At 34.0% G+C, this 24,140-nt stretch carries 18 protein-coding genes and 1 tRNA gene; 6 read left to right on the top strand and 13 right to left on the bottom strand.

All coding sequences use genetic code 11. From position 1 onward, the window contains the following. Nucleotides 1-114: 114 nt before the first annotated feature. The 7 genes from BLP44_RS09140 to BLP44_RS09110 form a co-directional block, all read right to left on the bottom strand. Nucleotides 115-2,712: an alpha/beta hydrolase family protein gene (locus BLP44_RS09140; RefSeq protein ID WP_091131960.1), complete on the bottom strand. Its 2,598-nt coding sequence runs from the start codon at nucleotides 2,710-2,712 to the stop codon at nucleotides 115-117. A 24-nt stretch (nucleotides 2,713-2,736) separates the two neighbouring features. Continuing rightward, a complete protein-coding gene (locus BLP44_RS09135) occupies nucleotides 2,737-4,713 on the bottom strand; it encodes a TlpA family protein disulfide reductase (protein ID WP_091131957.1) in 1,977 nt (658 codons plus the stop codon). Between the two features lie 8 nt (nucleotides 4,714-4,721). Then, nucleotides 4,722-6,080 carry a RagB/SusD family nutrient uptake outer membrane protein gene (locus BLP44_RS09130; RefSeq protein WP_091131954.1) on the bottom strand — a complete coding sequence of 453 codons (1,359 nt, stop codon included), beginning with the start codon at nucleotides 6,078-6,080 and terminating at the stop codon, nucleotides 4,722-4,724. A gap of 18 nt (nucleotides 6,081-6,098) precedes the next feature. Further along, entirely contained in the window at nucleotides 6,099-9,659 is a 3,561-nt protein-coding gene (locus BLP44_RS09125) for a SusC/RagA family TonB-linked outer membrane protein (RefSeq protein WP_091131951.1), read from the bottom strand. Nucleotides 9,660-9,835: 176 nt separating this feature from the next. Next, a complete protein-coding gene (locus tag BLP44_RS09120) occupies nucleotides 9,836-10,888 on the bottom strand; it encodes a FecR family protein (RefSeq protein ID WP_091131947.1) in 1,053 nt (350 codons plus the stop codon). 75 nt (nucleotides 10,889-10,963) lie between these two features. Beyond that, nucleotides 10,964-11,509: an RNA polymerase sigma factor gene (locus BLP44_RS09115; protein WP_091131942.1), complete on the bottom strand. Its 546-nt coding sequence runs from the start codon at nucleotides 11,507-11,509 to the stop codon at nucleotides 10,964-10,966. Nucleotides 11,510-12,157: 648 nt separating this feature from the next. Next, on the bottom strand, nucleotides 12,158-12,490 hold the full coding sequence (locus BLP44_RS09110) for a winged helix-turn-helix transcriptional regulator (RefSeq protein WP_091131938.1): 333 nt from the start codon (nucleotides 12,488-12,490) through the stop codon (nucleotides 12,158-12,160). 203 nt (nucleotides 12,491-12,693) lie between these two features. On the opposite strand from BLP44_RS09110, the gene BLP44_RS09105 reads away from it, so the two are divergent. Further along, on the top strand, nucleotides 12,694-13,407 hold the full coding sequence (locus tag BLP44_RS09105) for an NIPSNAP family protein (protein WP_091131934.1): 714 nt from the start codon (nucleotides 12,694-12,696) through the stop codon (nucleotides 13,405-13,407). A 37-nt stretch (nucleotides 13,408-13,444) separates the two neighbouring features. After that, the gene (locus BLP44_RS09100) at nucleotides 13,445-14,473 is read left to right on the top strand and encodes a saccharopine dehydrogenase NADP-binding domain-containing protein (RefSeq protein ID WP_091131930.1); all 1,029 of its coding nucleotides are present in this window, start codon (nucleotides 13,445-13,447) and stop codon (nucleotides 14,471-14,473) included. A gap of 160 nt (nucleotides 14,474-14,633) precedes the next feature. Here BLP44_RS09100 and BLP44_RS09095 read toward each other — a convergent pair. Next, nucleotides 14,634-14,707, bottom strand: a tRNA-Arg gene (locus tag BLP44_RS09095). A 114-nt stretch (nucleotides 14,708-14,821) separates the two neighbouring features. Between BLP44_RS09095 and BLP44_RS09090 the strand changes: the two genes are divergently transcribed. Further along, entirely contained in the window at nucleotides 14,822-15,334 is a 513-nt protein-coding gene (locus tag BLP44_RS09090; protein WP_091131926.1) for an adenine phosphoribosyltransferase, read from the top strand. Here the strand turns inward: BLP44_RS09090 and BLP44_RS09085 are convergent. From BLP44_RS09085 to BLP44_RS09070, 4 genes are all read right to left on the bottom strand, one after another. After that, complete coding sequence (locus tag BLP44_RS09085; protein WP_091131925.1) at nucleotides 15,331-15,981, bottom strand: response regulator transcription factor; 651 nt, start codon at nucleotides 15,979-15,981, stop codon at nucleotides 15,331-15,333. The two genes, BLP44_RS09090 and BLP44_RS09085, sit on opposite strands and share 4 nt — an antisense overlap. Beyond that, nucleotides 15,971-16,639 (bottom strand): sensor histidine kinase, encoded by a 669-nt coding sequence (locus BLP44_RS09080; protein ID WP_244511710.1) that lies wholly within the window; start codon nucleotides 16,637-16,639, stop codon nucleotides 15,971-15,973. The genes BLP44_RS09085 and BLP44_RS09080 overlap by 11 nt, the downstream gene beginning before the upstream one ends. A gap of 86 nt (nucleotides 16,640-16,725) precedes the next feature. Beyond that, nucleotides 16,726-17,373, bottom strand: a complete 648-nt coding sequence (locus BLP44_RS09075) for a hypothetical protein (RefSeq protein ID WP_066034705.1) — start codon at nucleotides 17,371-17,373, stop codon at nucleotides 16,726-16,728. Nucleotides 17,374-17,379: 6 nt separating this feature from the next. Then, nucleotides 17,380-17,808: a hypothetical protein gene (locus BLP44_RS09070; protein WP_091131920.1), complete on the bottom strand. Its 429-nt coding sequence runs from the start codon at nucleotides 17,806-17,808 to the stop codon at nucleotides 17,380-17,382. Nucleotides 17,809-18,246: 438 nt separating this feature from the next. Here BLP44_RS09070 and BLP44_RS09065 point away from each other — a divergent pair, with 438 nt between their 5' ends. Further along, nucleotides 18,247-19,068: an N-acetylmuramidase domain-containing protein gene (locus BLP44_RS09065; protein WP_091131917.1), complete on the top strand. Its 822-nt coding sequence runs from the start codon at nucleotides 18,247-18,249 to the stop codon at nucleotides 19,066-19,068. Nucleotides 19,069-19,291: 223 nt separating this feature from the next. Here BLP44_RS09065 and pheT read toward each other — a convergent pair whose 3' ends face one another. Next, entirely contained in the window at nucleotides 19,292-21,712 is a 2,421-nt protein-coding gene (gene pheT / locus BLP44_RS09060; protein WP_091131914.1) for a phenylalanine--tRNA ligase subunit beta, read from the bottom strand. Between the two features lie 274 nt (nucleotides 21,713-21,986). Between pheT and BLP44_RS09055 the strand changes: the two genes are divergently transcribed. Both BLP44_RS09055 and BLP44_RS09050 read left to right on the top strand, forming a co-directional pair. Next, on the top strand, nucleotides 21,987-23,492 hold the full coding sequence (locus tag BLP44_RS09055) for an aldehyde dehydrogenase family protein (RefSeq protein ID WP_091132865.1): 1,506 nt from the start codon (nucleotides 21,987-21,989) through the stop codon (nucleotides 23,490-23,492). Nucleotides 23,493-23,717: 225 nt separating this feature from the next. Then, nucleotides 23,718-24,092 (top strand): DUF779 domain-containing protein, encoded by a 375-nt coding sequence (locus tag BLP44_RS09050; RefSeq protein ID WP_091131910.1) that lies wholly within the window; start codon nucleotides 23,718-23,720, stop codon nucleotides 24,090-24,092. Nucleotides 24,093-24,140: the final 48 nt, after the last annotated feature.

The raw sequence follows: 24,140 nt of genomic DNA, 5'->3' as shown, positions 1-24,140 counted from the left end.
TCACTTGCATCAATTCACATAGTATTCTATGTGTCGAAGCTAGCTTCTTCTTTGCTCTCAAAAGAAAAAGAGAAAAAAATCTATGCTTCTATGTGTTTCATAATTTTAATTAAATTACATCCAGTCTGGTTTTGCAGCACCTTTTAAGTAGTAATCAAAATACTGCTGCATTTTGAGTGTCCAGTCTTTTCTATTGCTGGCATCGTCTAAGGTATGTCCTTCTTTTTTATAGTTTACCAATAAAGCAGGTTTTCCTAAACGACGAAGTGCAAAGAATAAAGATTGTCCTTCTTGATAAGGAACTGCGCGGTCATTATCATTATGGAAAATCAAAATTGGTGTTTTAATGTTTTTTGCAGCAAATAAAGGCGAATTTTTAATGTATCCGTCAAGGTTATCGTGCATTGAACTTCCCATACGATATTGATCGGCTTCGTATTTAAACATAGTCGAAATTCCATTGGATCTCATAACAGGATAATTGGCAGTAAAGTTGCTTACGCCAGAACCTACAATTGCACAAGTAAAAAGATCTGTTTTAGTGGTTAAGAAAGAAGTTTCGTAACCTCCAAAACTGTGTCCCTGAATTCCGATTTTTCCTTTTTCAGTAATACCATTTGCAATTAAATAGTCGACACCGCTCATGACATCATTGTAAACGCTGTTTCCAACATCACCATAAACATAATGAACGTCTGGCTGAAAAACGATATATCCTCTGCTTAAATATGAAGGAATATTAATGTTTGAAGAACTAACTTCTGGCAGCTGATATGCATTAAAATCTATGGTATGTTTTTCGTAAAAATGAACAATTACGGGATATGTTTTTTTATTGTCGTAATTGTCTGGAAGATAAAGGTTTCCTTGATTTTCTTTTCCGTTAAAACTTTTCCATGTCAATACTTTTGCAGTTCCCCAAGCATATTCTTTTTGCTGCGGATTTATACCTGTCATTTTAGATTGTGAACCAAAATTAGCAGTGCCCCACCATAAATCTGGGAAAATAGTATAGCTTTCTTTGCTGAATAGTACACTTGAATTATCTCCAGAAACAGCTTCAATTCGCACATTATAATCAGCATTAGCAAATACTTTTGTAATCGTACTATTATTAGCTAATTTATATACTCCTTTTGATTTACTTGTGATATCAAAACCTATGAAAGTAATTGATTTTTTAGTGTCTAAATCTCCTATAAAGCCTGTTTCATTATAACGAAGCTCTACATTGTTTTTTCTTCCGTAACCTTGCGTGAGCGAATAAGCCTTTTTCTGATTCGTAAGATCGATTGCCCACAAATCAAACTGATCATAAAGAACTACTGTATTTCCGTTGTTTAGCCAGCCTGCAATTCCGTATGCGCTATAAGCCGATTTCATGTCCACATTTTCATCAGAAACTGAGTAAGGAATTTGCGAACTAATGTTTTTAAACTGCATAGAGTCGGTATCGAAAACGGTCCAGATCTTTTGCTTTTCATCATACATAACAGCAAAAGTTCCCTGCGGATTCCAAGTGGGACTTCCGAAAATTCCAGTAAGCAATTTGGTAGATTTTCCTGTCGAAGCATCAATCCAATATACATCGTTACGTTCATTAAAAGTCCAATCTACTTCTACAGCATATGGTTTTTTATCAATGGCAAAAACACCTTTGAAGTTTCCAGATTCTGGAATTAAAACTTGATCAAATTCGCCTGTTGAAGCAATTTTGATTACTTTTTTATTTTGAATGTCATAAATAAATTTCTGTTCACTTGGAAGCGTTTTCGTATTTCTTAGTAATTCCTGTCTGCGCTCCATAGTTCCCTGATTTGATCTCCAGATTTCAATATTCGATTTTGCAATCTGTGTATTTTCAGGACGTTTATTAGAATTTACTAATAGCGTAATAAAACGAGTGTTTTCGTTTAATCCGTATGCTGTTTTTGAAATCGAATAACCAGATTCGTCTAATTTAATATCATCGTAGTTGAATGAAACTTTTGTAGAAGTATTATTCAGATTAAAAGAATAAACCACATTAAAATCGGAGCTGTTATTGCCTTTCAAAGTAAAACTGCCGCCATTTTCTTTATCGTTTATTTGAAAATCGCCAAAATCAGAAGCTTTTCCGCTGTAAATAGTTTCTTGTTTGCCGCCAATTGTTCCATGTTTTAGAAAGACTTGATCTTTTTCTATCTGCACATAAACAATTGATTTGTTTTTTAAAAAACGTGACGACTTAATGTTGCTTACAAAAGTACTGTCATTGCTTTCTAAATTGTAACAAACCAAACGCTGCAAGAAGAATTTTCCTTTTGGATTCTCAGGGCGAGTGTAGTATAGGAAATCGGTTCCGTCAAGTGCATTTGTATAATGTTTGCTTTTCCAAAGTTTTTTAGCTCCTGTTTTTAAATTCTGCAAAAGCGTGCTGTCATTTTTGCTGTACTGAATCCAGTCTTTTTTTCCGATGAACTTTAAATCACTGATATTCTCCAGCACCAATCGTTTTCCTTTTGGAGCTTCCTGAATAATGATTTGCTTTTTGTTTTCTTTTTCTTCATCTTGAAAAACAGTATTATACGACATCCATTTTCCATTGTAGGATAAAGCTTTGCTGTTAATTCGCTGCCACGATTGGTATGCCGATTCGTCTACTGCTTTTTTCTGTGCAGATAAACTATGTGCACCCAAAGAGAGTGCACATAGTAAAACTATTTTTTTCATATTTTTTTGATTTTCAAAAAGCAATTATTCGTTTTTTAAAGCATTGATGACATTTGTAAGTTCATCTACTAATTGTCCTGGATTTCCAGAATATCCTTCAGATGTAAAACGGATTTTTCCGTCTTTAATCACAACTTTTCTAGGAATACCGCTTGAATTAAAAATTTTGGCATATTGGCCAAAAGAAGCATTGTTTGTTCCACCTCCTTTTTTAACTAAGTCAAAATAAGGCGTAATTTTTAAACCTTTTTCTTTTAGATAAGCCAAGGCCTCTTTTTTATAGCCTTCTTTAGTTTCCTGAGTACTGATAAAATAAACTTCTACTTGTTTATCATCTTTAAAGTCGTTTACGAATTGCTGCATTGCCGGAAACGATTTTTTGCAAGGCCCGCACCAAGTTGCCCAAAAGTCGATTACGATAATTTTACCGCTGTTTAAAGCCAAATCTTTTGTTTTGCCATCTGCTGACTGCACTTTAATTGCAGGAGCGGTGATATCAATCAGAGCGATTTTTTCTTCTGTTTTGTTTTCTTTTTTCAGTTGCTCCAAATAAGCAGGGAAATCAGCTTCTTTTTTGCCTTCTTTCAAATACAATTCTTTCAGTTTTGCAGTTGCGCCCTCAGATAAAGTATTGGCTCTTGCCGCATTTTTTAAAACCTCAATAATTGGTTTGTAGAACGATTCTAAAGCTTTGATATGAATATCGTTTACGCTTGCTTTTTCGTAACGTTTTTCAAACGGAAGCAATTCGAAAGTTTCTAAAACTTCTTTGTATTTTTTCAGCATATCATACATTCGAATCTGGATCACTAATTCGTTGTTAAGCTGATTTTTAGCATTTTCTGTCGCTTGGTTTGGTGACCAGTACAATCCCGACATATAAGATAGGTCGTTTACCTTTGCCTGCATCAGTTTAATCATGGGCGTCGCGATAGTTTCAATAGTTGTAGCGTCAACAGTTTTTAAGTACAGTGCTTTAGAAATATTCTGATGATAAGCATCGTTCAGATTTGCAAAATTCATGTTTGGAATCATAGCCAAAATGGTTTTGTAATCTTTGTTTTCAAAATAATTAGTAAACTGCATTTTTACAATATTGTCATAAAAATACTTCTGAGATGATGGTACTTCAGAGTTGTATGGAAAATCATCTAAAAACTGTGCAATTAATTTATTTCTTTCTATCGCATCTGCAGTCGGCATAATTTTTTGATAGGCTTTTTGCCTTAAAAATGCTCCTTTTGGAAATTGTTTTACAATTACATTTTCAACAGAATCTGCTTTTATTTTGTTCTTTAGATCATACAAATAAAGGTGATGTACTTTAAGATAAACTTCTTCAGGCATTCCTTTCATATTTTTTGTAAAATCCCCAAGGAAACGAGTACCCAATTCATCAAATTTTTCAGGTTTTTGTACTTTCAGAACTTTGAAATAAGTATCAAAAAACTCTGGAAACCTGTTGCCATTAGTAGCTACTTCTTTTTTTAACCAATATTCTGTAGCATCGCCATCGATAGAAAAATCTTTGAAGTAACCTCCAAACTGGCCATTAAAATTCTTATTTCTAAAAGTTGCCCAAGCTAAATCGGCGCCGGGCATTTTTACTTTTGGTTCTTTAAAAGCAACCAGTATATATCCCGTATCCTGATTAGTATCGGTAACTAATCCGTTTTCGGTATTGCCATAGAATTTGAAAGCCATAAAAGCACAGTTTTTTGGAACTGTAAAATCGGCACTGTAAACAGCGCCATTTTTTTTCATTTTCAGGTCTTCTATTTCCCATCTGTAATCATTAAAAACGTAAGCATAACCGCTTATATTTTTAATATTTTCTAAAGGTCCGCCTTTTGGATCATACGTCATGCTGAAAGTTGCTCCAGGAATCGGAATGTCTACCATTCCTTGTAATCTTGATTTAACTTCCTGGCTGGTAACCTGTAAGGTAAAGGCGCAGAATGCCAATACCAATAATTTGATATTCTTAATTTTTGTAAACATTGTAATTTTTATTTCCCCAGTTCAGGGCTTAGATCGATATAATTTTGATTGATTGGGAATACGTATCCGCTGCTGTTTGGCTCTAAAGTGTAGGTTTGTCCTTTAAAAACTCGCGTATATGTTTTTCTGTAAACAGGGTCTAAGTTTAATCTCCTTTGATCAAACCAGCGGAAACCGCGCCCAATGAATTCTTTTTGTCTTTCTGCCAAAACCAAATCCAAAGCTTCCTTGTTTGTTGCCGCAGTAACACTGTAAGCTGTTCCTGTTTTAAAACGTTTAGCTCTTAAGATATTTAAATAATCAACTGCTTTTTGCGGCTGTCCGCCTCGCGCATAACATTCTGCTGCGATAAGATACATTTCTGGCACTGAAACCCCAACGTTTATACCGTTTGTATTGCTGTAAGTCGCAATTCCAAATCCTTTTCCTGTGTAAGTAGGAGAGATGGCGATATTACCAGCAATTGTATAATAATCGTAGCGCAAGTCATTAGTTCCAAAACTGCTTAATAAATCAGGAGACAAAGGAGCTCTATTGTAGGTATTGAGTAAAGTTTTAGAAAATATTACTTCAGGATTCTGAATCAGAACGGGATAACTGTAGCCAGAAGCAAATGTTTTTAAATCAATCAGGCCATTTTGCATCTGTAAAGCTTTTTCTGCATTTTCAAGACTCAACTGATATTGCCCCATATATAGATATGTTCTTGCAAGTAATGCATACACCGCTTTTTTAGAAGGAAGCACATTAAATGGAGGAGAATCCTGAATATCATTGGCTAAGGCATTCTTTAAATCAGATATAATTTGATCGTAAACTTGAGCAACAGTGCTTCTGTCTAATGAAGAAAACAGTTCAGGTTTCAATAAAATAGGCACAGCTTTTTCTGAATTCGCAGAAGCTGGATCAAATTGAGGTCCGTAAGTGTTTACTAGCTGCAAGTAAGCAAATGCTCTATGCACAAAAGCTTCAGCATAGATTTCTTTTTTTTCTGCATCTGTTCCTTTTTGGCTGCTCATTACGCCATCTAGGATTACGTTACTGTAATAAATTGCTTTGTATAATCCGATCCAGTCTGAATCGCCCTGAGAGGGATCATAAATTCTCTCCTGCCAAGTATAGCTGTTTGCCCAAATCGTACTTACTCCGTTTTGATAAGTTGTCGGAAATTCAACATCTGCATTAGCAATAAGATAGATTCCTCCAGAAGAAGTCATATCGTTATAGTTGTTAGCCAATGCCCTGTAATCAGAAGTATATTTTAAAATTCTGTTATTTCCAACCTGTTCAACTTCAACATAATCTCGGCACGAGTTTAGTAAAAGCAAAGGAAGGATTATATATAATGCGGTTTTTAGAAATTTCATGATAATCTGTTTTTTAAATTAAAAAGTGCAATTAAATTGTAACGAGTAATTACGCTGTGGTGCAAGTGTATTGTAATTAGCGTTTGACAAGTATTGCGGATCGATTCCTAAATCATTTTTAACCCAAAGCAATCCAAGATTTCTAGCGGCAAAATTGAAACTTAATGACTTAATAAATGTTTTTTCTAGCCATTCTGATGGCACATTATATCCTAAAGAAATCTGTTGCAATCTTATATTGTCCGCAGGAAGCACATTAATATCTGCCATCTGATAACGATTCAAGCTGTTAAAGCTGATATTGGTAAGACCAGGAACATTTGTAATAGCTTCGTCTCCTGCTTTTCTCCATCTGTTAGCCACTAGTTCGTCTTTAGCAACAGCTCCAGACTGTACGCCAGAATATGAAGGATAATTTTGTAATACGGTATTTCTAAATACGTGTCCTGCATAATAAGTTATTTGAACTCCTAATTTGAAATTCTTGAAAGAAAAATCATTAAGAAATCCTCCAAAATAAGGAGCAAAAGAAGTTCCCATTTTTTTCAAATCGTCTTTATCTATGGCAGCAATTCCTTGAGTAGAGTTAACGATTGTACCGTCTTTTTTATACACCTGAGACTGCCCAGTCGCATCTAGTCCGGCCCAGTTGTAAGCATAGATAGTACCAATACTGTTTCCAACCATAGCAGCTGAACCAAAATACTGATTAGTGCTGTTTAATACATAACGAGAGTCTGTTACTTCATTGGTATTATATGAGAAATTAAAGTTAGTGTTCCATTTAAAGGCAGTATTTATAACTGTTCCTGAAAGAGACAGATCAACACCATGACCTTTTAAAGAAGCGGTATTATACGTTACAAATGACCACCCATAAGTTGGATTGAAAGGAAGGCTTGCTAGAATGTCATTCGTTTTTTTATAATATAAATCAAGACTTCCTCGTAAACGATTTTTGAAAAATCCGTAATCTAACCCATAGTTTAGTGTTGCTGTTGTTTCCCATTTAATTTCAGGGTTTTCAGGGATAGAAATAGAAGCTGTTGGTAATTGTGTGTTGAAATCGACAGATCCAATACTGATTACAGGACTCTGGCTTCCAAATCCTCCAGCAGGCGAACTTCCAGATTTTCCATAAGTAACTCTTAATGCTAAACTGCTTAACCAGTTTACATCGCTTAAGAAAATTTCTTTATTGATGTCCCATTTTCCGCCTACAGACCATAATGGCAATGCTCTGTTTTTTCTAGAAGCTCCCAATAGATTAAAATCATCAAAACGAATGCTTCCAGAAACATGGTAACGGTTCTTATAATCATAAGAACCTAGTCCGTAATAGGATAAATAACGGTTTCTTGATTTGCTAATACTATTATCAGTGCTTCCAATAATGCTCTGCCATCCGTAAACAGTAGTATAATACACTGTAGGGTTTACCGATTGTCCTGAGTTAGTATCAATATTGTAACCGTAGTATCTCTGGCTTGAACCTTCTCTGCGTTCTTCTCTAATTTCAGAACCAGCTAAGAAATGCAAACTGTTGTTTTCGTTAAAGTTCTTATTGATATTCATCTGAAAACGCATACTCTGAGTATCATTGCTGGAATTGGTATTATACAAATAAGATCCTAAGGGTATACCATAAACTAATTTTCCAGCTGTATTAACTGATGTTGCCTGATTAATCATATTTCGAGTATAATAGCTGTCTAATTCACTCAAAGATTTGATTTTGTTGGTAATATTAGTGTACATTCCAGACGCTTCAAAATTTAGCCAATCTGTAATTGTTGCTGTTAAACTGGCATTTAATCTTAAATTAGCACCTTTGGTTATCACGTTAGAATAATTCAGCTCATCTAAATAATTGTAAGACCAAGGCAAGTATCCTTTTGCTTCAAATCCTTTTGCGACTTCTGGTCTGAAAAGGAAATAGCGGTCAATTCCTTTTCCGTTTTCATCAGCAATCATATCGTATGGTCGCAAGGCTGTGGCCGATACATTTGAAAGAGCTTCGTTTGCAACGTTATTGTTTTGATAGGTACTTGGAACGTAATTTACTCCTGTATTTAACTTTAAGTAGCTTTTAAGCTGAAAAGAATTGTTTAATGTGATATTATAAGATTGGGAATTGTTTCCTTGCATTGCAGCCTGATCTTTATTATAGCCTAAAGAGAGATAATAAGTGCTTTTTTCGTTTCCTCCATTTATAGATAAATCGTATTGGGTCGTAACTGAATTTCTTAATAAATATCTGTTTATCTGCCCCAAATTATCATTTTGCGACAGCTGGCTCAATAATGCATCTCTTTCAGAAACAGAGATTTGCCCTCTTTTTTGTCTAAACATTATTTCTTGTGCTGCACTAGGATTAAGGGCTTGCCAGTTCGAAATATTATCAGCTACAAATCCGCCAGCCACAAGATCTTTTTCATAATCTATGTATTGTGCAGTATTCATAACACGAAGTTTTCCCAAGTCTATTTTTTCTCCAATACTTGTAGTAGTATTAAAAGTTATAGATGGCTCACCTTTTTTTCCTTTTTTGGTTGTAATCACGATAACACCATTAGCAGCCATTGATCCCCAAATTGAACTTGCGGCGGCATCTTTTAAAACCGTAATGCTTTCTACATCATCTGGATTAAGAAAACTTAAAATAGAAGTTCCCGGTACGCCTCTTTTAGAAAAGGCAAAATCTTCTCTTGACTGCGGAAAACCATCAATAACAATTAACGGCTGTCCTGTTCCGCTGAAATTATTTGTTCCTCTGACACTTATTGAACCTGTTCTGGGATCAACATTTACTCCGGCAAGTTTTCCTTCCAGTCTTGACTGGATGTCTACTGTTGGAACCTCAGCAAGTTCTTTTGCGCCTATCACTCCAATAGCTCCCGTAACTCTTTCTCTCGGGATTTCAGTATAACCGTTAGAAGCAGGAATTTCAACAGAATGGAGTTCCATAACATCTGGCACAAGTGTAGCATTGATTATTCTTTTATTGTTAACGGCTACGATTACAGTCTTATATCCTAAAGAGCTGAAAACAATAGTATCATAAGGAGAAACCCTCATTCGGTAATCACCTTCTTTTCTAGTAATATCCCAAGTTTGTTTTCCTTTTAGCACTACGTTTACGCCAACCATCGGAGCACCATTTTTGTCGGTAACTTTTCCTGTTAGTTCATATTCCAGCTGTTCTGCTTTCTTTTTATTTTTCTTTACAATTACTTGCTTATCAATAATATCAAAAGTAAGATTGTTGTTGGTAAAAGCATTATTTAAGATTTCTTCTAAAGTAGCATCTTTGTCCAATGTAATGGTATTGGCAGATTTTAGCACATCGTCATTATAGAAAAAGACATAGTTGGTCTGTTTTTCTAAAGTAGAAAATACCTCGGTTAGTGGCGTGTTCTTGAAACGAACATGTATTTTATTTTGTCCTAAAGAAGGGTTCGCATATAAACTACACATACTTATCCAAATAAATGCAGTAACAGATCTCATAAGCAGCAGATATAGGTAATAGTGGTATCGTTCAGAAAAATACTTTTCTGAATTATGTTTTTTATTCATAATTTTGTTTTGAATTTAAGATATAGTCAATTAGCGTTGACTATTGTTCTACAATGCCAAAAGATGGTTCCAACATCTTTTGGTTTTTTTTTGGTTAGTTTTTACAAATAAGGTTGATATGTTTATTTCTGGTCTTCTATCATAGGCTTTGGTGGTTTTAGAATTGATTTTTTTATTTATTTAATTGTAATAGTTCTTTGGTTTGCGTTAACGGTACAGTTGCTGTTGGTAATACTCGCTAAAGTAGTTGCCAACGAATTAAGCTTTTCATTTAAAGCGAATGATCCGGAGTAATTAGCATCAAGATTTAAATTATCGCCTTTTATAAATTCAATTTTATAATATTTTGAAAGTTTGCGTAAAATCGTGTTCAAAGACTGGCTTTTGAAAGTAAAATAACCTTCTCTCCAAGATAATATTGAAGCAACATCCTTTCGTTCGACTTTAATTTGCTTATTATCTTTGTCGATTGTGGCAATCATTCCAGGTATTAAATCTTCCTGAATTTCTTTATTGCTTAACAGTCCTTTTTTGTTATACGTAATTCGAACTTTTCCTTGTAATAAGGCAGTTTGGACTGTCTGGTCTTCAGGATAGGAGCTTACATTGAAAACCGTTCCGAGTACACGGACATCGCATTCTTTTGTTTTTACAAAAAAGGGTTTGGCTTTGTTGTGCGCTACATCAAACGCTGCTTCACCAGTTAAATACACTTCACGAATTGCTCCATCAAATTGAGCTGGATAAATTAAGGATGAACCTGAATTCAGCCAAACCTTTGTACCGTCAGTTAAAACAATCTGCGTTCTTTTACCGTAAGGAACTCTAACTCTATTAAAAGAAGTGCTGTTAGCATTTGTGTTAATTGACTGCGTTCCAACTGTTACCTTTTCACCGTTTTTTCCGTAACTAATTACTGAACTGTCCTGTACAGCAATAGTTTTTTGGTCTTGCAGTACAAGAGAGATATTCTCTAAGTCTGCGTTAGACATTGTTGTTTCTCCTTTTTCAGCAAAAAGCTCTAAATCTGTTTTAGGTTTGCTTTCTGGAGTTCGACTAATAAACAATCCGGCCAATAATGCTACGCTGGCAGCTGCAGAAAAGGCAATTAATCTTTTCTTATTCCTGATTCTGGATTCTTTTTGCTCCAGTTCTATTAGTCCATGACGAATTTGACTCTTTAAAGAGTCTTTTTCATCGTTCGATATTTTGTTAAAGTTAATTTGCAAGGCGATGTTTTTATGGGGTATATAATACTAAGAGAACAACTCTTGTAAAACATAGACATAAAAAATAACCTTTTTTTAAAGTTTTTTTCTTAATTCTTTCAAACACCTGTAAATCAGTGTTCTGCAAGACTCGATAGAAATGCCCAAAATAGAAGCAATTTCTTCATAAGGTTTGTCTTCGTTAAATCTGTAGAATAATGCTTTGCGCTGTTTTTCGGTAAGTTCTTCAATTGCAAAAGCCAGTCTGGAGTTTAGCGCTGTATGATTTTCTTCTTCGATCAAAGCATCTTCAAAAGAAAGCTCTTTTAGGATAACAGAATCGTAATCAGTACTTAGAGAAAATATTTTCTGCGTAGCTTTATGTTTTTTTAAAACATTTCGCTGTGTAATTTTAAACAAATATGATTTTACATTTACACTTTCGGCAAGACCGCTTCGGTATTTGTAAATGTCCAAAAACACATCATGAATAGCATCTTTAGCAAGTGAAGTTTCGTTAGTATATTGTAAAGCAAAAGTAAGCAAAACATCAGCGTAGGTATCATACAGCTTCTCAAAAGCGGTAATATCACCTTTTTTGATCTGTTGCCATAAAAAAATATCTGTTGTGGTATTTTCCATTTAAGGAATGAAATTGCTTTTGATTTTGAACAAATCTATAACTTTTATCAGTTGATTAGATAATATTTCGAATTTTTCGCATCATTTTGAAGATTTTGGCTAAAATAATGTGTATTATTTTGTTAAAATCAAACTAGTTTTCAAGGTTACTTTTCTTGTTTTAGATGTTTTTAAATGTATTGGGTTTTAAAAGTTTTGAATCGACAAAATGAATATTTAGCTGTCTTATTATGATCGTAATTTTTATGCCAACAAAGATTTTTTGTTCGAAATTTAAAGTATATCGTATCTTTAATTGGATTGGAACTCATTTTCCGATTGTGCAAGTGATACTTGCACAATTACCTAGTGTCAAACTAAGGTGTTAGAAATATCGAATTCTTTCGTTGGGCTAACTAATATTTATGCTTATTTTTGCTGCTCCACAGATTTACGCATTTATCTTTTTTTATTCTTACATTAAATAAAGAAAATTCAACATCTTTTTTGGAAGATTTAAAGATATTGGCTTACTACATGTAGAGTCTGTCTTCCATTGGCTTTCTGAATTTGGTTTAGATGTACTGTTAGGGATTGATAGAAATCGTTGATTATTAAGATTTTTTTTTCACAGCAACTTCCACATTCTAAATGCTATTTTATTGCATTTTAAATCGAAATCAAAGCCATTTGTTTTTCAGCCCAAGCACTCATTTGGTTGATGAAAGGAATTAACTCAATACCTGTTTCAGACAACGAGTATTCAACTCGAGGCGGTACTTCGAGATATACTTTTCTAAAAATCAATCCGTCAGCTTCTAATTCTTTTAAAGTCTGTGTGAGCATTTTTGGTGTGATTCCTTCAATGTTCCTTTTTAGTTCGCCATAGCGTAAGATGTCATCTTTTAGCGACCATAAAATTCGGCCTTTATATTTTCCTCCAATTCGCTGAAAAGCGTAATCAACTGGGCAATATGCTTTTACGTTTATTTTTTTTGCCATTTTTTTTGTTTTTAAAATGCTGATTTTCAGTATTAGTATAGTTTTGGTATGTAAGGTACTTATTTGTATGTACTTGTGGTAAAGATATTATATTGTTTTCTTTGTTAGAGGAATTATTAATATATTTTATTAAACAGATTCCGATTTTCATTCGCGATAGGTTGTTTTTACTCCGTTTTTAATCATTTTAAATACTTAGAATAATGACAAATACCCAGGAATCAAATAATCAAGAAATTACGGTATTAGAGCTTCGCAATTATTTATTAAAGCACAATACAGCAGACGGGTTTAAAAAGTACTTCAATGCTCATTTTGTTGCTCCAATGCATAATCTTGGCGGTTTTACTTTGGGACAATTTAAAATTGATCGAGTAAATGATAGATTTTTCTGGTTTAGGGGGTTTAAGAATATGGAAACAAGAATAAAATTTTTAAATAATTTCTATGTTGACAGTAAAACTTGGAAAGATTTTGGAAAAGGAGCCAATGATATGATGATCAATTCAGATAACGTTTATTTGCTGCGTCCGCTTGTGACAAACATTTCAGCCAATTTCCTAGACGCAAGTCATAAAATTGTTGTGGTGGATTTTTATCGCTGCAACAGTACACTGGACAAAGTAATTGCTCTTTTTAATGCTGAATATATGCCATTTTTAGAAAGCGTGGGAATCAATAGTACAACACTTTGGGTTAGTGAAATGCAAGAAAATGATTTTCCTAGACTTCCAGTTTTTCAAGACAAGAATCTTTTGGTTGCCATTACATCTTTTGAAAATAAAAAAGAGTATCAATTAAAACAAAAATTGATTAATGAAATGAGCAATCAACTTAAAAAATCAATGCAACAGTTAATTACAACGCAAAATGCGTTATTGCTTATTCAAATAAAAAAACAACCTTTCAAATATTAAATAATCATCGATAAGATGATACCTAAAAAAACGATTCATGGAAAATACTATTGTAGTTTACGGTGCATACGGACATACAGGAAAGTTTATTGTAGCAGAACTTTACAGACAAGGTTATGGAAATTTGATTCTCTCTGGAAGAGATTTGGAGAAATTGACTGCTTTGCTTCCGTTTTTTCCCGATTCAGAAATAAAAGTGGCAGACATCAATAATCCAAAATCATTAGACGAAGCTTTTAAAGGCGCCAAAATTATTATAAATGCTGCCGGTCCATATTTAGATACTGCGACACCCATAATTAAATCAGCTTTAAGGTCTGGCAGTCATTATATTGATTTATCGGCAGAACAAAAACCAGTGTTGGATATTATTGATGAATTTTCAGAAGAAGCGAAAAATAAAGAAATTTTAATCATACCAGCAGCTGCCTTTTATGGTGGATTGGCCGATATATTGGCAACTCAATTAACAAAGGAGTGGGGGCATACAGATGAAATAAACGTGTATATTGGTCTGGATTCCTGGCATCCTACAAAAGGGACAAGATTGACAGGATATAGAAACCACTACAAAAGATTAACGTTCAAGGACAACCGCTTAAAGGAACTTGAACCAACTCCGTCAAAAGAATGGAATTTTAAAGAGCCAATAGGCTGCAAAGAAGTTGTAAGTCTGCCTCTTTCAGAAATCATTACGATTTCGAACCATTTAAATGTAAATTCGGTTAATACGTATTTGAGTCAGAACTCTTTAGACGATCTTAGAAACAACAGTACGCCAGAGCCAAAACCGACAGATGAAAAAAACAGATCTTCACAGCAGTTTAGTCTTGAAGTCGTTGCTTTAAAAGGTAATGAAGAAAGAAGAATTTCGGCTCAAGGCCAAGATATTTATGCTGTGACTGCTCCCTTAGTCGTAGAGACGGTTAATAGAATTTTATCAGGAAAAGCAGCTTCAAACGGTGTAAAGACACTGGGAGAAGCATTTGCAGCGGGAGATTTTTTAAATTCGCTGCAGGAAGATGATATAAAAATTACTACGGTAGAGAAATCATACGTAAAATGATAGAATTTAGGATATGATTTTTTAGGATTATAGGAAAACCAACAAGAATATTTTGCAGCTGCAACAGAATCATTAATTAAAACTAAGGAAAAAGTAAACAAGGATAATACATTATAAAAAAATGGCGCCAATTGTATTCAATTGGCGCCATTTGGCATTGTGACCTCGACAGGATTCAAACCTGTAACCTTCTGAGCCGTAATCAGATGCGCTATTCAGTTGCGCCACGAGGCCTTTTTGTTATCAATTAGCTATTTTTTTGTAGCTTTGTTGATTGCTTATTGCGGGTGCAAAGATAGACATAAAAGTGAGATATACAAGCGAAAAATAACAGAAAAATAAAAAAAAATGAAGATTGAAAATTATATACGTGATATTCAGGGATTTCCAAAAGAAGGAATTTTGTTTAAAGATATAACTCCCTTGCTAATTGACCCCGAAGCGCGAACAAATTGCTTAAGAATTTTGGTGAACTCTTTAGAAAATCAAAAAATAGACAAGGTTGTTGGTGCAGAATCACGTGGTTTCTTCTTCGGAATGCTGCTTGCTCAAGAATTAAATGCTGGATTTGTTCCCGTAAGGAAACCCAAAAAACTTCCGTTTGATACCATTTCAGCTTCTTATGAATTAGAATATGGAACTGACAGTCTTGAAATGCATACCGATGCCATAAAAAAAGGAGACCGAGTTTTAATACATGACGATGTATTGGCAACTGGAGGAACCGCAAAAGCAGTTTGCGAATTAGTTGAAAAACTAGGAGGCGAAATCGCGCAATGCAATTTCTTGATGGAACTGACTTTTCTTAACGGTAGAGAAAAAATTGCGGCATACCCTGTTTTTGCAGCTTTGACATATTAAACAAAAACAATTTTATGCTTAATAGCATAAAGCACTAGTCCGATTCGGGTTTTTATTTCCAATTTATCAAAAAGCGATTCTCTATAGCCGTCAATGGTTTTAGGGCTTAGACACATTTCTGATGCGATTTCTTTATACGTCATTTCGGTACACGCGTGTTTGATAAAAACAATCTCTTTTTCTTTTAAACAGATCTTTTTGTTATCACTGTTGACTTTATTAATCAGCATTCCAGAAACAAGCTCGGTAAAATAGAAACCCTTTTCGATGACACATTCAATTGCTTCTTTAAAAATTTCAGGCGAGGTATCTTTTAGCAGATAGCCTTTTGCTCCGTTTGTAATCATTTTGATTATAATTTCTTCGTCATCATTAACAGACAAAGCAATTACTTTTAGGTCAGGCCTATTGTCTTTAAGCCATTGCATAGTACTTAATCCATCAAGAACTGGCATATTAACATCCAATAAAATAAGATCGATTTCAGTAGAATTATTTTCTTCCAGATAGTCTATAAAAACTTTTCCGTTTTCAAAACGTTCTATAACTTCATAATCTCCAAAACTTTTAATCAGTAGTTCAAGCGACTGGGAAAAAAGCAAATGATCGTCTACAATTATTATTTTTCTTTTAAGGTTAGTCTTCATGGTCTTGGGTTAAAGGATATTCGATAGTAACACTGGTTCCGGTGCTGTCTGAATTTAGAATTAATTCTGCGCCAATAAGCTTGGCTCTTAATTTCATATTGTTTAGTCCGATTCCTGAATTTGACTTTTCTAGGTCATAACCAATTCCAAAGTCTTTTAGTTTTAATTTAAAAAGAGAATCAGTGGTTTCGATATGAACGTCAAATAAATCGCTTCTGGAATGTTTTAAGCTGTTGTGAAGCGCTTCTTGGAAAATTCGGTAAATAATGAGTTCGTGCTCTTTATTTATTGTAGGAACTACTCCAATTTGCTTAAAATTGAATTTAATCTTTTTGAGCTTTTTAATTCTTTCTAAATCCTGCTGAATGGCTTCGAGAAAGTTGTTTTGAAGTAAGTTGTCTTTGTTTATAATTCTCGAAAGAATTCTTAGTTCGTCTAAAGATTTCGCTAGAAGAGTTTTTAAATCTTTAAGTTCGTTGATTTGGACATCCTTGCTGCTAATGCAGATATTCAGCTGCATAATAGCAACCGAAATAATTTGGCCAATATTATCATGCAGTTCTTTGCTGATTTCAGATAAAGTCTGGTCTTTTATTTCAATTCTTGTTTTCACCAATTCAGATTGGAAATACAAATCGGCTTCCATTTTTTCTACCAAAAACTTATTTTTTTTCTTTAAAAAATAGAAGAAAATTACAAGCAAAATAACGATTAGGGTAAAGAAAACAATACCCAGGGAAATAACTAATAGTTGTATTTCTTTTCGCTCCATATAAATCCAATTATAAAGCAGCTATGCGCCAGAAAATTTAAAATAAACAAGACCAAACTAAAGATAGAATCGTCCTGCTTGATTAGAAACCAATTGATAGCCAGCATAAAGGGTGTAAAAGGAACATGAAAAACAAGTATGCCGAGTATATACCAGAAAAAAACCGATTTTTTAAAATTCAATATTTTTTCTGAATTGAATATTTCGATCAGATACAGACAGGATAATATTAAAACTACTAATACACCAATTGCAAAACTATAGGTATAAGAACGGTTTATGTCTTCTTTGAAATATAAAATATTTAAAAAGAAAGAAACAATAAACAGAATTAAAAAAAGAATAGCCGAAATTCTATGATCTTTTTTAGTCAATAAGGCTCTTAGAAGTAAAATATAGGCAGAAAGGCTGGCAAGCATGTAGAAATTATAAACGTAAAAATTCAGCAAACCAGTCCATTCGGTGAAATAATAGCCTATAATTTCGATTACGATAGAAAACCAGATTAAAAGTACTAAAAATTTAGCTTTATTGCTAGGAAGTTTTGGCAGTGCAAACAAACCAATCGTTCCTGACAATAAAGCCATATAAATGATATAAGATCTTAAAAATTCGAACATATTTTTTTAGTAAATTAAGCTTGGCGGTCTTCCGATGTTTCCGTAATTCATTGGATCTAGGCTTTCTATGTCTGAAGACGCAGCTTCTTTCATTAAAGCAAAACTTTGAACTTGTGTATTGTTTTCTGCCTTTTTGCCTGTAGGAACTAAAAACAAGGTAGTTAAACCTGCTTTTTCTCCATGCTTTTCATCATCGGGATAAACTCCAAAATAAAAACGGATTCCGTCAACATTGTAGCCGTCTTTTGCGCCGTTAGTTTTTATATAATGAATATAGTTTTCCAATTCTTCTAAAGAATACCAAATAGCATTGGCATCTTCTTTTTCTTCTTTCCCAGCAACAAGAGAAGCTCTTTTATTGTTGTAATTTGAATTTAATTGTCTAGCAAATTCTTTTGTAATTAATTGGCTAGGCTTTGCGGGTGGATTTTTCATAGTTTTTTATTGTTAATTGGTTTAAATGTTTAGTTAACAGATTTTTGAGTTGTTTACAGGGCAAAATTATCTGAAACAGAAAATTCCGGCAAGGGGAAATATACCCTTTTTTGTTTAGGTAAAATTATTTAAAAAATCGGGTTAAAGTGCTGTTGTTTAGTGTTTTGTAAAAATATAATTTTACATCGCTAGTTTTGAGATAAAACAGGCATTCAAAAATGTTGGCTGTTAGTGCTTATTTTTTGAGAACATATTGCAACCGATATTAGTTCTGAGTTTAGTTGGCTGTTTTGCAATCTATATCTCAATTCTCGACCCTTATATTGTTCAGTTTCTATAAAAGTATCACGAACAATACTGCTCTTATTTTACAGTACGTCAATTGTAAAAAGATGTTTTTATTTCTTCAAACATCAATTATCACCAAAAACAAACCTAATGAGAACTATTAAAGCAGGAACAAAATCTCCCGAAGTTTATTACTTAAACGAGCTTTTGGCAAAATTAAAATACAGTGTAATTGTTTCCGATTATTTCGGAAAAGAAACAGATATAGCAATCAAAGATTTTCAGTTAAAAAACAATCTTGTGGTTGATGGAGTAGTAGGGCTTAAAACGTGGTCGACACTTTTGGAAAAAAGTAAGAATGGTTTTCAGACAAACAATAAATTATTGTCTGAGCAGGATTTAATTGATTTTTCGAATCAGTTTAAATTAGAACTGGCAGTTGTAAAAGCGGTAAACGAAGTCGAAAGCAATGGAAAAGGTTTTTTAATTAACGGACGTCCGAAGATTTTGTTTGAAGGGCATATTTTTTGGAATGAATTGAAGAAAAGAAATATCGATCCGAAAACGTATGTGAATGCTAATACACAGGACATTTTATTCGAAAAATATACTAAGAAGTATTACGTTGGCGGAACTGCAGAATATACGCGATTAGAAAAGGCAAAAAAGCTCGGCTCAGACAAAAAAATAGCCGATGCGGCAAATTGTTCAGCTTCTTGGGGACTTTTTCAAATTATGGGCTTTAATGCGGTCTCTATCGGATATAGTAATATAGATGAATTTGTAGATAAAATGAATCAGAACGAAGGAGAGCATCTAAAAGCCTTCGGACGATTTCTTGAAAAGAATAATTTGATTGGATTGCTGCGAAATAAGAATTGGGTTTCGTTTGCTTTAAAATACAACGGATCAGCCTATAAAACCAATAAATATGACGAAAAGCTGATGAAAGCGTATCAGAAATATGCGTGAGAATTAAAAATTGAGAATTAAAAATTAAAAATTTAGCCTTTGCGAAACTTTGCGTAAATCTTAGCGCTCTTTGCGGTAAAACTATACTCAAAGTATATCAACTTGAAGCCTGAAACTTGAAACCTGAAACCTGAAACCTGAAACTTGAAACCTAAAGCAAAAAACAAAACCCGACTAGTTCTTTTAAAAACAAGTCGGGTTTGTATATTAATATAACGAGATTTTATCTTAAACTCGCTCCAAGTTCAGTTTCAAATGTCTGCTGTAATTTAGACATGATTTTGTCGATTTGAGCGTCGGTTAATGTTTTAGTATTGTCTTGAATAGTAAAACTCAAAGCGTAAGATTTTTTTCCTTCTGGCAATTTGTCTCCTTGATAAACGTCAAATAAATTAATGTCTTTTAAAAGCGCTTTCTCAGTTTGTTTTGCTAAGTTGAAAATGCTTTCGTAAGTAGTGTTTTGGTCAATTAATAAAGCCAAATCTCTACGAACTTCTGGGTATTTAGGAATCTCAGAATACTTAATTTTTCCAGTAATTATTTTTAAAACTAAATCCCAGTTGAAATCTGCATAATAAACATCTTGTTTAATACCGAAATGTTTCAAAATAGGCTTTTTAATAACACCCATTTCAACCAAAATATCATTGTTGTAAGTAATCGCAGTTCCTTCAGAATAAACATCAGATTGAACTGGCGCATTTGAAATTTTTTCAATTCCCAAACGAGATAAGATTGCTTTTACATATCCTTTCAACAAGAAGAAATCTGTTGTTTTCTGAGGATTTGTCCAGCTTTCTTTGTTTCTGTTTCCAGAAATCAGTAAAGAAAGATGTTTGTGCTCTTCGTATCCGTTTAAATACTTATGATAAGTTTTTCCGAATTCAAATAATTTTAAATCCGAATTTTTTCTATTAATGTTGTATGAAACCGCTTCTAAGCCAGAAAACAATAAGGACTGGCGAAGTGTCGCTAAATCATTGCTCAACGGATTCAGCATTGATACATTATGCTCTTCTTTTAATGAAGTAGATAATTTGGCGTAAGCAGCAGTTGTCAACGAATTGGCCATCATTTCGTGGAAGCCTTGAGAATTCAATTGAGAAGCAATTACGTTTTGTACTTTATAATCTTCTGTTCTTGGCGAATTGGCTACCGTAGCATTAAATTTCTTAGAGAAATTAATATTGTTATAACCGTAAACTCTCAGAATTTCTTCGATTACGTCAATTTCGCGCTGAACGTCTACACGATATGCTGGAATTGTTAAACCTAAACCGGTATCAGAAACGCTGTTTACTTTGATATCTAAAGAAACCAAGATTTTTTTGATGGTATCTTTTGGAATTTCTTGCCCGATGATTTTAGAAACATGGCTGAAATTCAATAAAACAGAGAAATCTTCTACTTTTTTAGGATACACTTCCACAACATCAGAAGTGATTTTTCCGCCAGCTACTTCTTGAATTAAAAGCGCTGCACGTTTCAAAGCGTATTCTGTTATAGTTGGGTCAATTCCTCTTTCAAATCTGAAAGAAGCATCTGTGCTCAATTGATGTCTTTTTGCCGTTTTACGAATGCTTACCGGATCAAAATAGGCACTTTCTAAGAAAATAGATGTTGTTCCTTCAGAAACTCCAGATTTTTTACCTCCAAAAACCCCAGCAATACATAGCGGACCTTTTTCGTCGCAAATCATTAAATCTTCTTTGTGAAGCGTTCTTTCAACATCGTCAAGAGTTACAAATTTAGTTCCCTCTTCAACTGTTTTTACAATGATTTTTCCGTTGATTTTCGCAGCATCAAAAGCGTGTAAAGGCTGTCCTAATTCGTGTAAAACATAATTAGTAACGTCTACAATATTGTTTTTTGGAGTTAATCCAATAGCTTTTAAACGGTCCTGTAGCCAGCTTGGAGATTCATGAACAGAAATTCCAGAGATAGTTACACCGCAATATCTTGGAGCTAAATGATTGTCCTCAACGTTTACGTCGATTTTTAGCGTACGCATGTCCACTCTAAAATTGCTTACAGAAGGCGTAATCAATTCTACGTTTACACCCCGCTGTAGCATTCCAGCTCTCAAATCACGAGCAGTTCCAAAATGGCTCATCGCATCGGCACGGTTTGGCGTCAATCCGATTTCAAAAACTTCATCATTTGCAATTTGGAAAACTTCAGACGCAGGAGTTCCTGGAACTAAATCTTCAGCCAAAACCATAATTCCGTCATGGCTAGTTCCTAAACCTAATTCATCTTCAGCACAGATCATTCCGTGACTTTCCTGTCCGCGGATTTTTCCTTTTTTAATGGTAAATTCTGCACCTTCTTTATCATATAAAACGGTTCCAATGGTAGCAACTGGCACTTTTTGTCCTGCAGCCACGTTTGCAGCGCCACATACAATTTGTACAGGAGCTTCTAAACCAATATTAACTGTAGTGACTTTCAATCTATCAGCATCAGGATGTTTTTCGCATGTCAAAACGTGTCCAACAACAACGCCTGCCAAGCCTCCTTTAATAGATTCATATTTTTCGACAACTTCAACTTCTAAACCTAAATCTGTTAGTAATTCAGAAGTCTGCTCAGATGTCCAATCTGTTTTAATAAATTGTTTTAACCAGTTGTAAGATATTTTCATTGTAGTTCTTTAATTCTTTGTATGAGGTTACAAATATAAGGATTGCGTGTTGGAGTAGGAAAAAATTGAGTAGTTTTTTCTAGTTGTTTTTAATTGACCGAAAAATGCTGCCTACTAATTATTTAGCAATTTATAGGCTAAAATTTTATTAAATGATTATTATAAAACACTAAAAAAACTGAATGTGTAATTTTTGTGCTACAAGATGAATGAAAAGTGCTATTCTGTTTCTTTTTATGAAACTAAATTTGGAGTAAATCAAAAAAAGAATATTATGAGTACTGCAGTAAAAAGACCTGAATTTAAGGCAAAATACAATAACTATATTGGTGGAAAATTTACCGCACCAATTACAGGAGAATACTTTGATGTAGTTTCTCCTATTGATGGAAAAGTATTTACTAAAGCAGCGCATTCTGGAAAAGAAGATCTAGAATTGGCTGTGGATACTGCTTATGAAGCATTTAAGACTTGGGGGAAAACTTCTGTAACCGAAAGAAGTATTTTATTGAATAAGATTGCACAGAAAATTGAAGACAATTTAGAATACATAGCAGCAGTAGAAACGGTTGACAACGGAAAACCAATCCGCGAAACGCTTGCGGCAGACATACCGCTGGCAATTGACCATTTTAGATATTTTGCGGGCGTAATTCGTGCAGAAGAAAGTGCTATTTCAGAACTAGATTCGCAAACGGTTTCTATTGCGTTAAGCGAACCTCTTGGAGTGGTAGCTCAGATTATTCCTTGGAATTTCCCGATTTTAATGGCAGTTTGGAAAATTGCTCCAGCACTTGCAGCAGGAAATACAATTGTCTTAAAACCAGCCGAAAGCACTCCAATTTCTATTATGGTTTTGATGGAATTAATTGGCGACATTCTTCCTCCTGGAGTTTTAAATATTGTAAACGGATTTGGAGCTGAATTAGGACGTCCGTTAGTAACCAATAAAAAAGTATCAAAAGCAGCATTTACAGGTTCTACTACTACAGGACGTTTAGTGATGCAGTATGCAACAGAAAATATTATTCCGGTAACTTTAGAATTGGGTGGTAAATCTCCAAATATTTTCTTCCCTTCGGTAGCAGATCACGATGATGACTTCTTTGACAAAGCCGTAGAAGGTGCTGTGTTATTTGCTTTAAATCAGGGAGAAATTTGTACTTGTCCTTCTAGATTATTAATTCACGAAGACATTTATGACAAGTTCATTAAAAAAGTGATTGAAAGAACTGAAGCCATTATAGCTGGAAATCCGTTGGATAAATCGACAATGATTGGAGCTCAGACTTCAATTGTTCAGAAAGAAAAAATCATGTCTTATATCAAATTAGGAAAAGAAGAAGGAGCAGAATTATTGACTGGAGGTGATGAAAATAAATTGGGAGGCGAACTAGAAGGCGGTTACTATATTAAACCAACATTATTTAAAGGCCATAACAAAATGAGAATTTTCCAAGAAGAGATTTTTGGGCCTGTTTTAGCGGTAACCACTTTCAAAACTACCGAAGAAGCTATCGAAATTGCCAATGATACCATGTACGGATTAGGTGCGGGAGTTTGGACACGTGACGCACACGAAATTTATCAGGTTCCTAGAGCAATTCAGTCAGGTCGTGTCTGGATCAATCAGTACCATTCTTATCCAGCAGGAGCTCCGTTTGGAGGTTACAAACAATCTGGAATTGGTCGCGAAAATCATAAAATGATGCTAAGCCAATATCGTCAGACCAAAAACATGCTGATTTCTTACGACAAAAAGAAATTGGGATTCTTCTAAGAAAAAGATAATCAAAATCCTGGAGTATTTAGGTTGGCGACATGCATGGGGCGTTAAATGAAAATTTAATGGCATTAAGCAAACTTCCTCCAGGCAATTTTGATTTGCAAATATCCAATACAATCAAATTACAGTTTGAATGTAAGTAAATACAAATAGTTGGTTATGTTAAGCAGTAAATTTCTTTATAGAGTTTGCTGCTTTTAAATTTTAGTAGATAAAACGATGATTAAACGAATTGATGCCGCAGAAAAAGCGATAGAACTGATTAAAGTTTTAAAAGAAAAACATGGCGACCTAATGTTTTATCAGGCAGGAGGATGCTGTGAAGGCACGCAACCGCAGTGTTTCGAGAAAGGCGGTTATTATCAGCGAACAGGGGATGTTTGCATTGGTACAGTTGAAGGCGCCGAATTTTGGGTAGATAAAGATTTATTTGAATACTGGAAACATGCGCATTTTACTCTAACGGTAATTGATGCATTCGGAGTCGGTGGTTTTTCATTAGAAACTCCATTAAAGAAAACATTTCAAATTGAATACAGAATTTTCACTCCAGAAGAAGAGTTAAATCTAGTGCCGGTTACAAGGATTGAGTAAAAGTTTTAAGTCTCAGTCACAGTTTTCAGTCTCCGATAAAAAATCTTA

Origin of the sequence: Flavobacterium anhuiense, from assembly GCF_900101855.1 — a bacterium.
Lineage (GTDB): Bacteria > Bacteroidota > Bacteroidia > Flavobacteriales > Flavobacteriaceae > Flavobacterium > Flavobacterium anhuiense.
The sequence above is the reverse complement of the archived record's forward strand: the minus strand, read 5'-3'. Positions and strand labels throughout refer to the sequence as shown.

What these genes read in the sequence shown, in the direction of transcription:
- BLP44_RS09140 (WP_091131960.1), bottom strand. Translation starts at nt 2,712, where the DNA reads ATGAAAAAAATAGTTTTACTATGTGCACTCTCTTTGGGTGCACATAGT.
- BLP44_RS09135 (WP_091131957.1), bottom strand. Translation starts at nt 4,713, where the DNA reads ATGTTTACAAAAATTAAGAATATCAAATTATTGGTATTGGCATTCTGC.
- BLP44_RS09130 (WP_091131954.1), bottom strand. Translation starts at nt 6,080, where the DNA reads ATGAAATTTCTAAAAACCGCATTATATATAATCCTTCCTTTGCTTTTA.
- BLP44_RS09125 (WP_091131951.1), bottom strand. Translation starts at nt 9,659, where the DNA reads ATGAATAAAAAACATAATTCAGAAAAGTATTTTTCTGAACGATACCAC.
- BLP44_RS09115 (WP_091131942.1), bottom strand. Translation starts at nt 11,509, where the DNA reads ATGGAAAATACCACAACAGATATTTTTTTATGGCAACAGATCAAAAAA.
- BLP44_RS09110 (WP_091131938.1), bottom strand. Translation starts at nt 12,490, where the DNA reads ATGGCAAAAAAAATAAACGTAAAAGCATATTGCCCAGTTGATTACGCT.
- BLP44_RS09105 (WP_091131934.1), top strand. Translation starts at nt 12,694, where the DNA reads ATGACAAATACCCAGGAATCAAATAATCAAGAAATTACGGTATTAGAG.
- BLP44_RS09100 (WP_091131930.1), top strand. Translation starts at nt 13,445, where the DNA reads ATGGAAAATACTATTGTAGTTTACGGTGCATACGGACATACAGGAAAG.
- BLP44_RS09090 (WP_091131926.1), top strand. Translation starts at nt 14,822, where the DNA reads ATGAAGATTGAAAATTATATACGTGATATTCAGGGATTTCCAAAAGAA.
- BLP44_RS09085 (WP_091131925.1), bottom strand. Translation starts at nt 15,981, where the DNA reads ATGAAGACTAACCTTAAAAGAAAAATAATAATTGTAGACGATCATTTG.
- BLP44_RS09075 (WP_066034705.1), bottom strand. Translation starts at nt 17,373, where the DNA reads ATGTTCGAATTTTTAAGATCTTATATCATTTATATGGCTTTATTGTCA.
- BLP44_RS09070 (WP_091131920.1), bottom strand. Translation starts at nt 17,808, where the DNA reads ATGAAAAATCCACCCGCAAAGCCTAGCCAATTAATTACAAAAGAATTT.
- BLP44_RS09065 (WP_091131917.1), top strand. Translation starts at nt 18,247, where the DNA reads ATGAGAACTATTAAAGCAGGAACAAAATCTCCCGAAGTTTATTACTTA.
- pheT (WP_091131914.1), bottom strand. Translation starts at nt 21,712, where the DNA reads ATGAAAATATCTTACAACTGGTTAAAACAATTTATTAAAACAGATTGG.
- BLP44_RS09055 (WP_091132865.1), top strand. Translation starts at nt 21,987, where the DNA reads ATGAGTACTGCAGTAAAAAGACCTGAATTTAAGGCAAAATACAATAAC.
- BLP44_RS09050 (WP_091131910.1), top strand. Translation starts at nt 23,718, where the DNA reads ATGATTAAACGAATTGATGCCGCAGAAAAAGCGATAGAACTGATTAAA.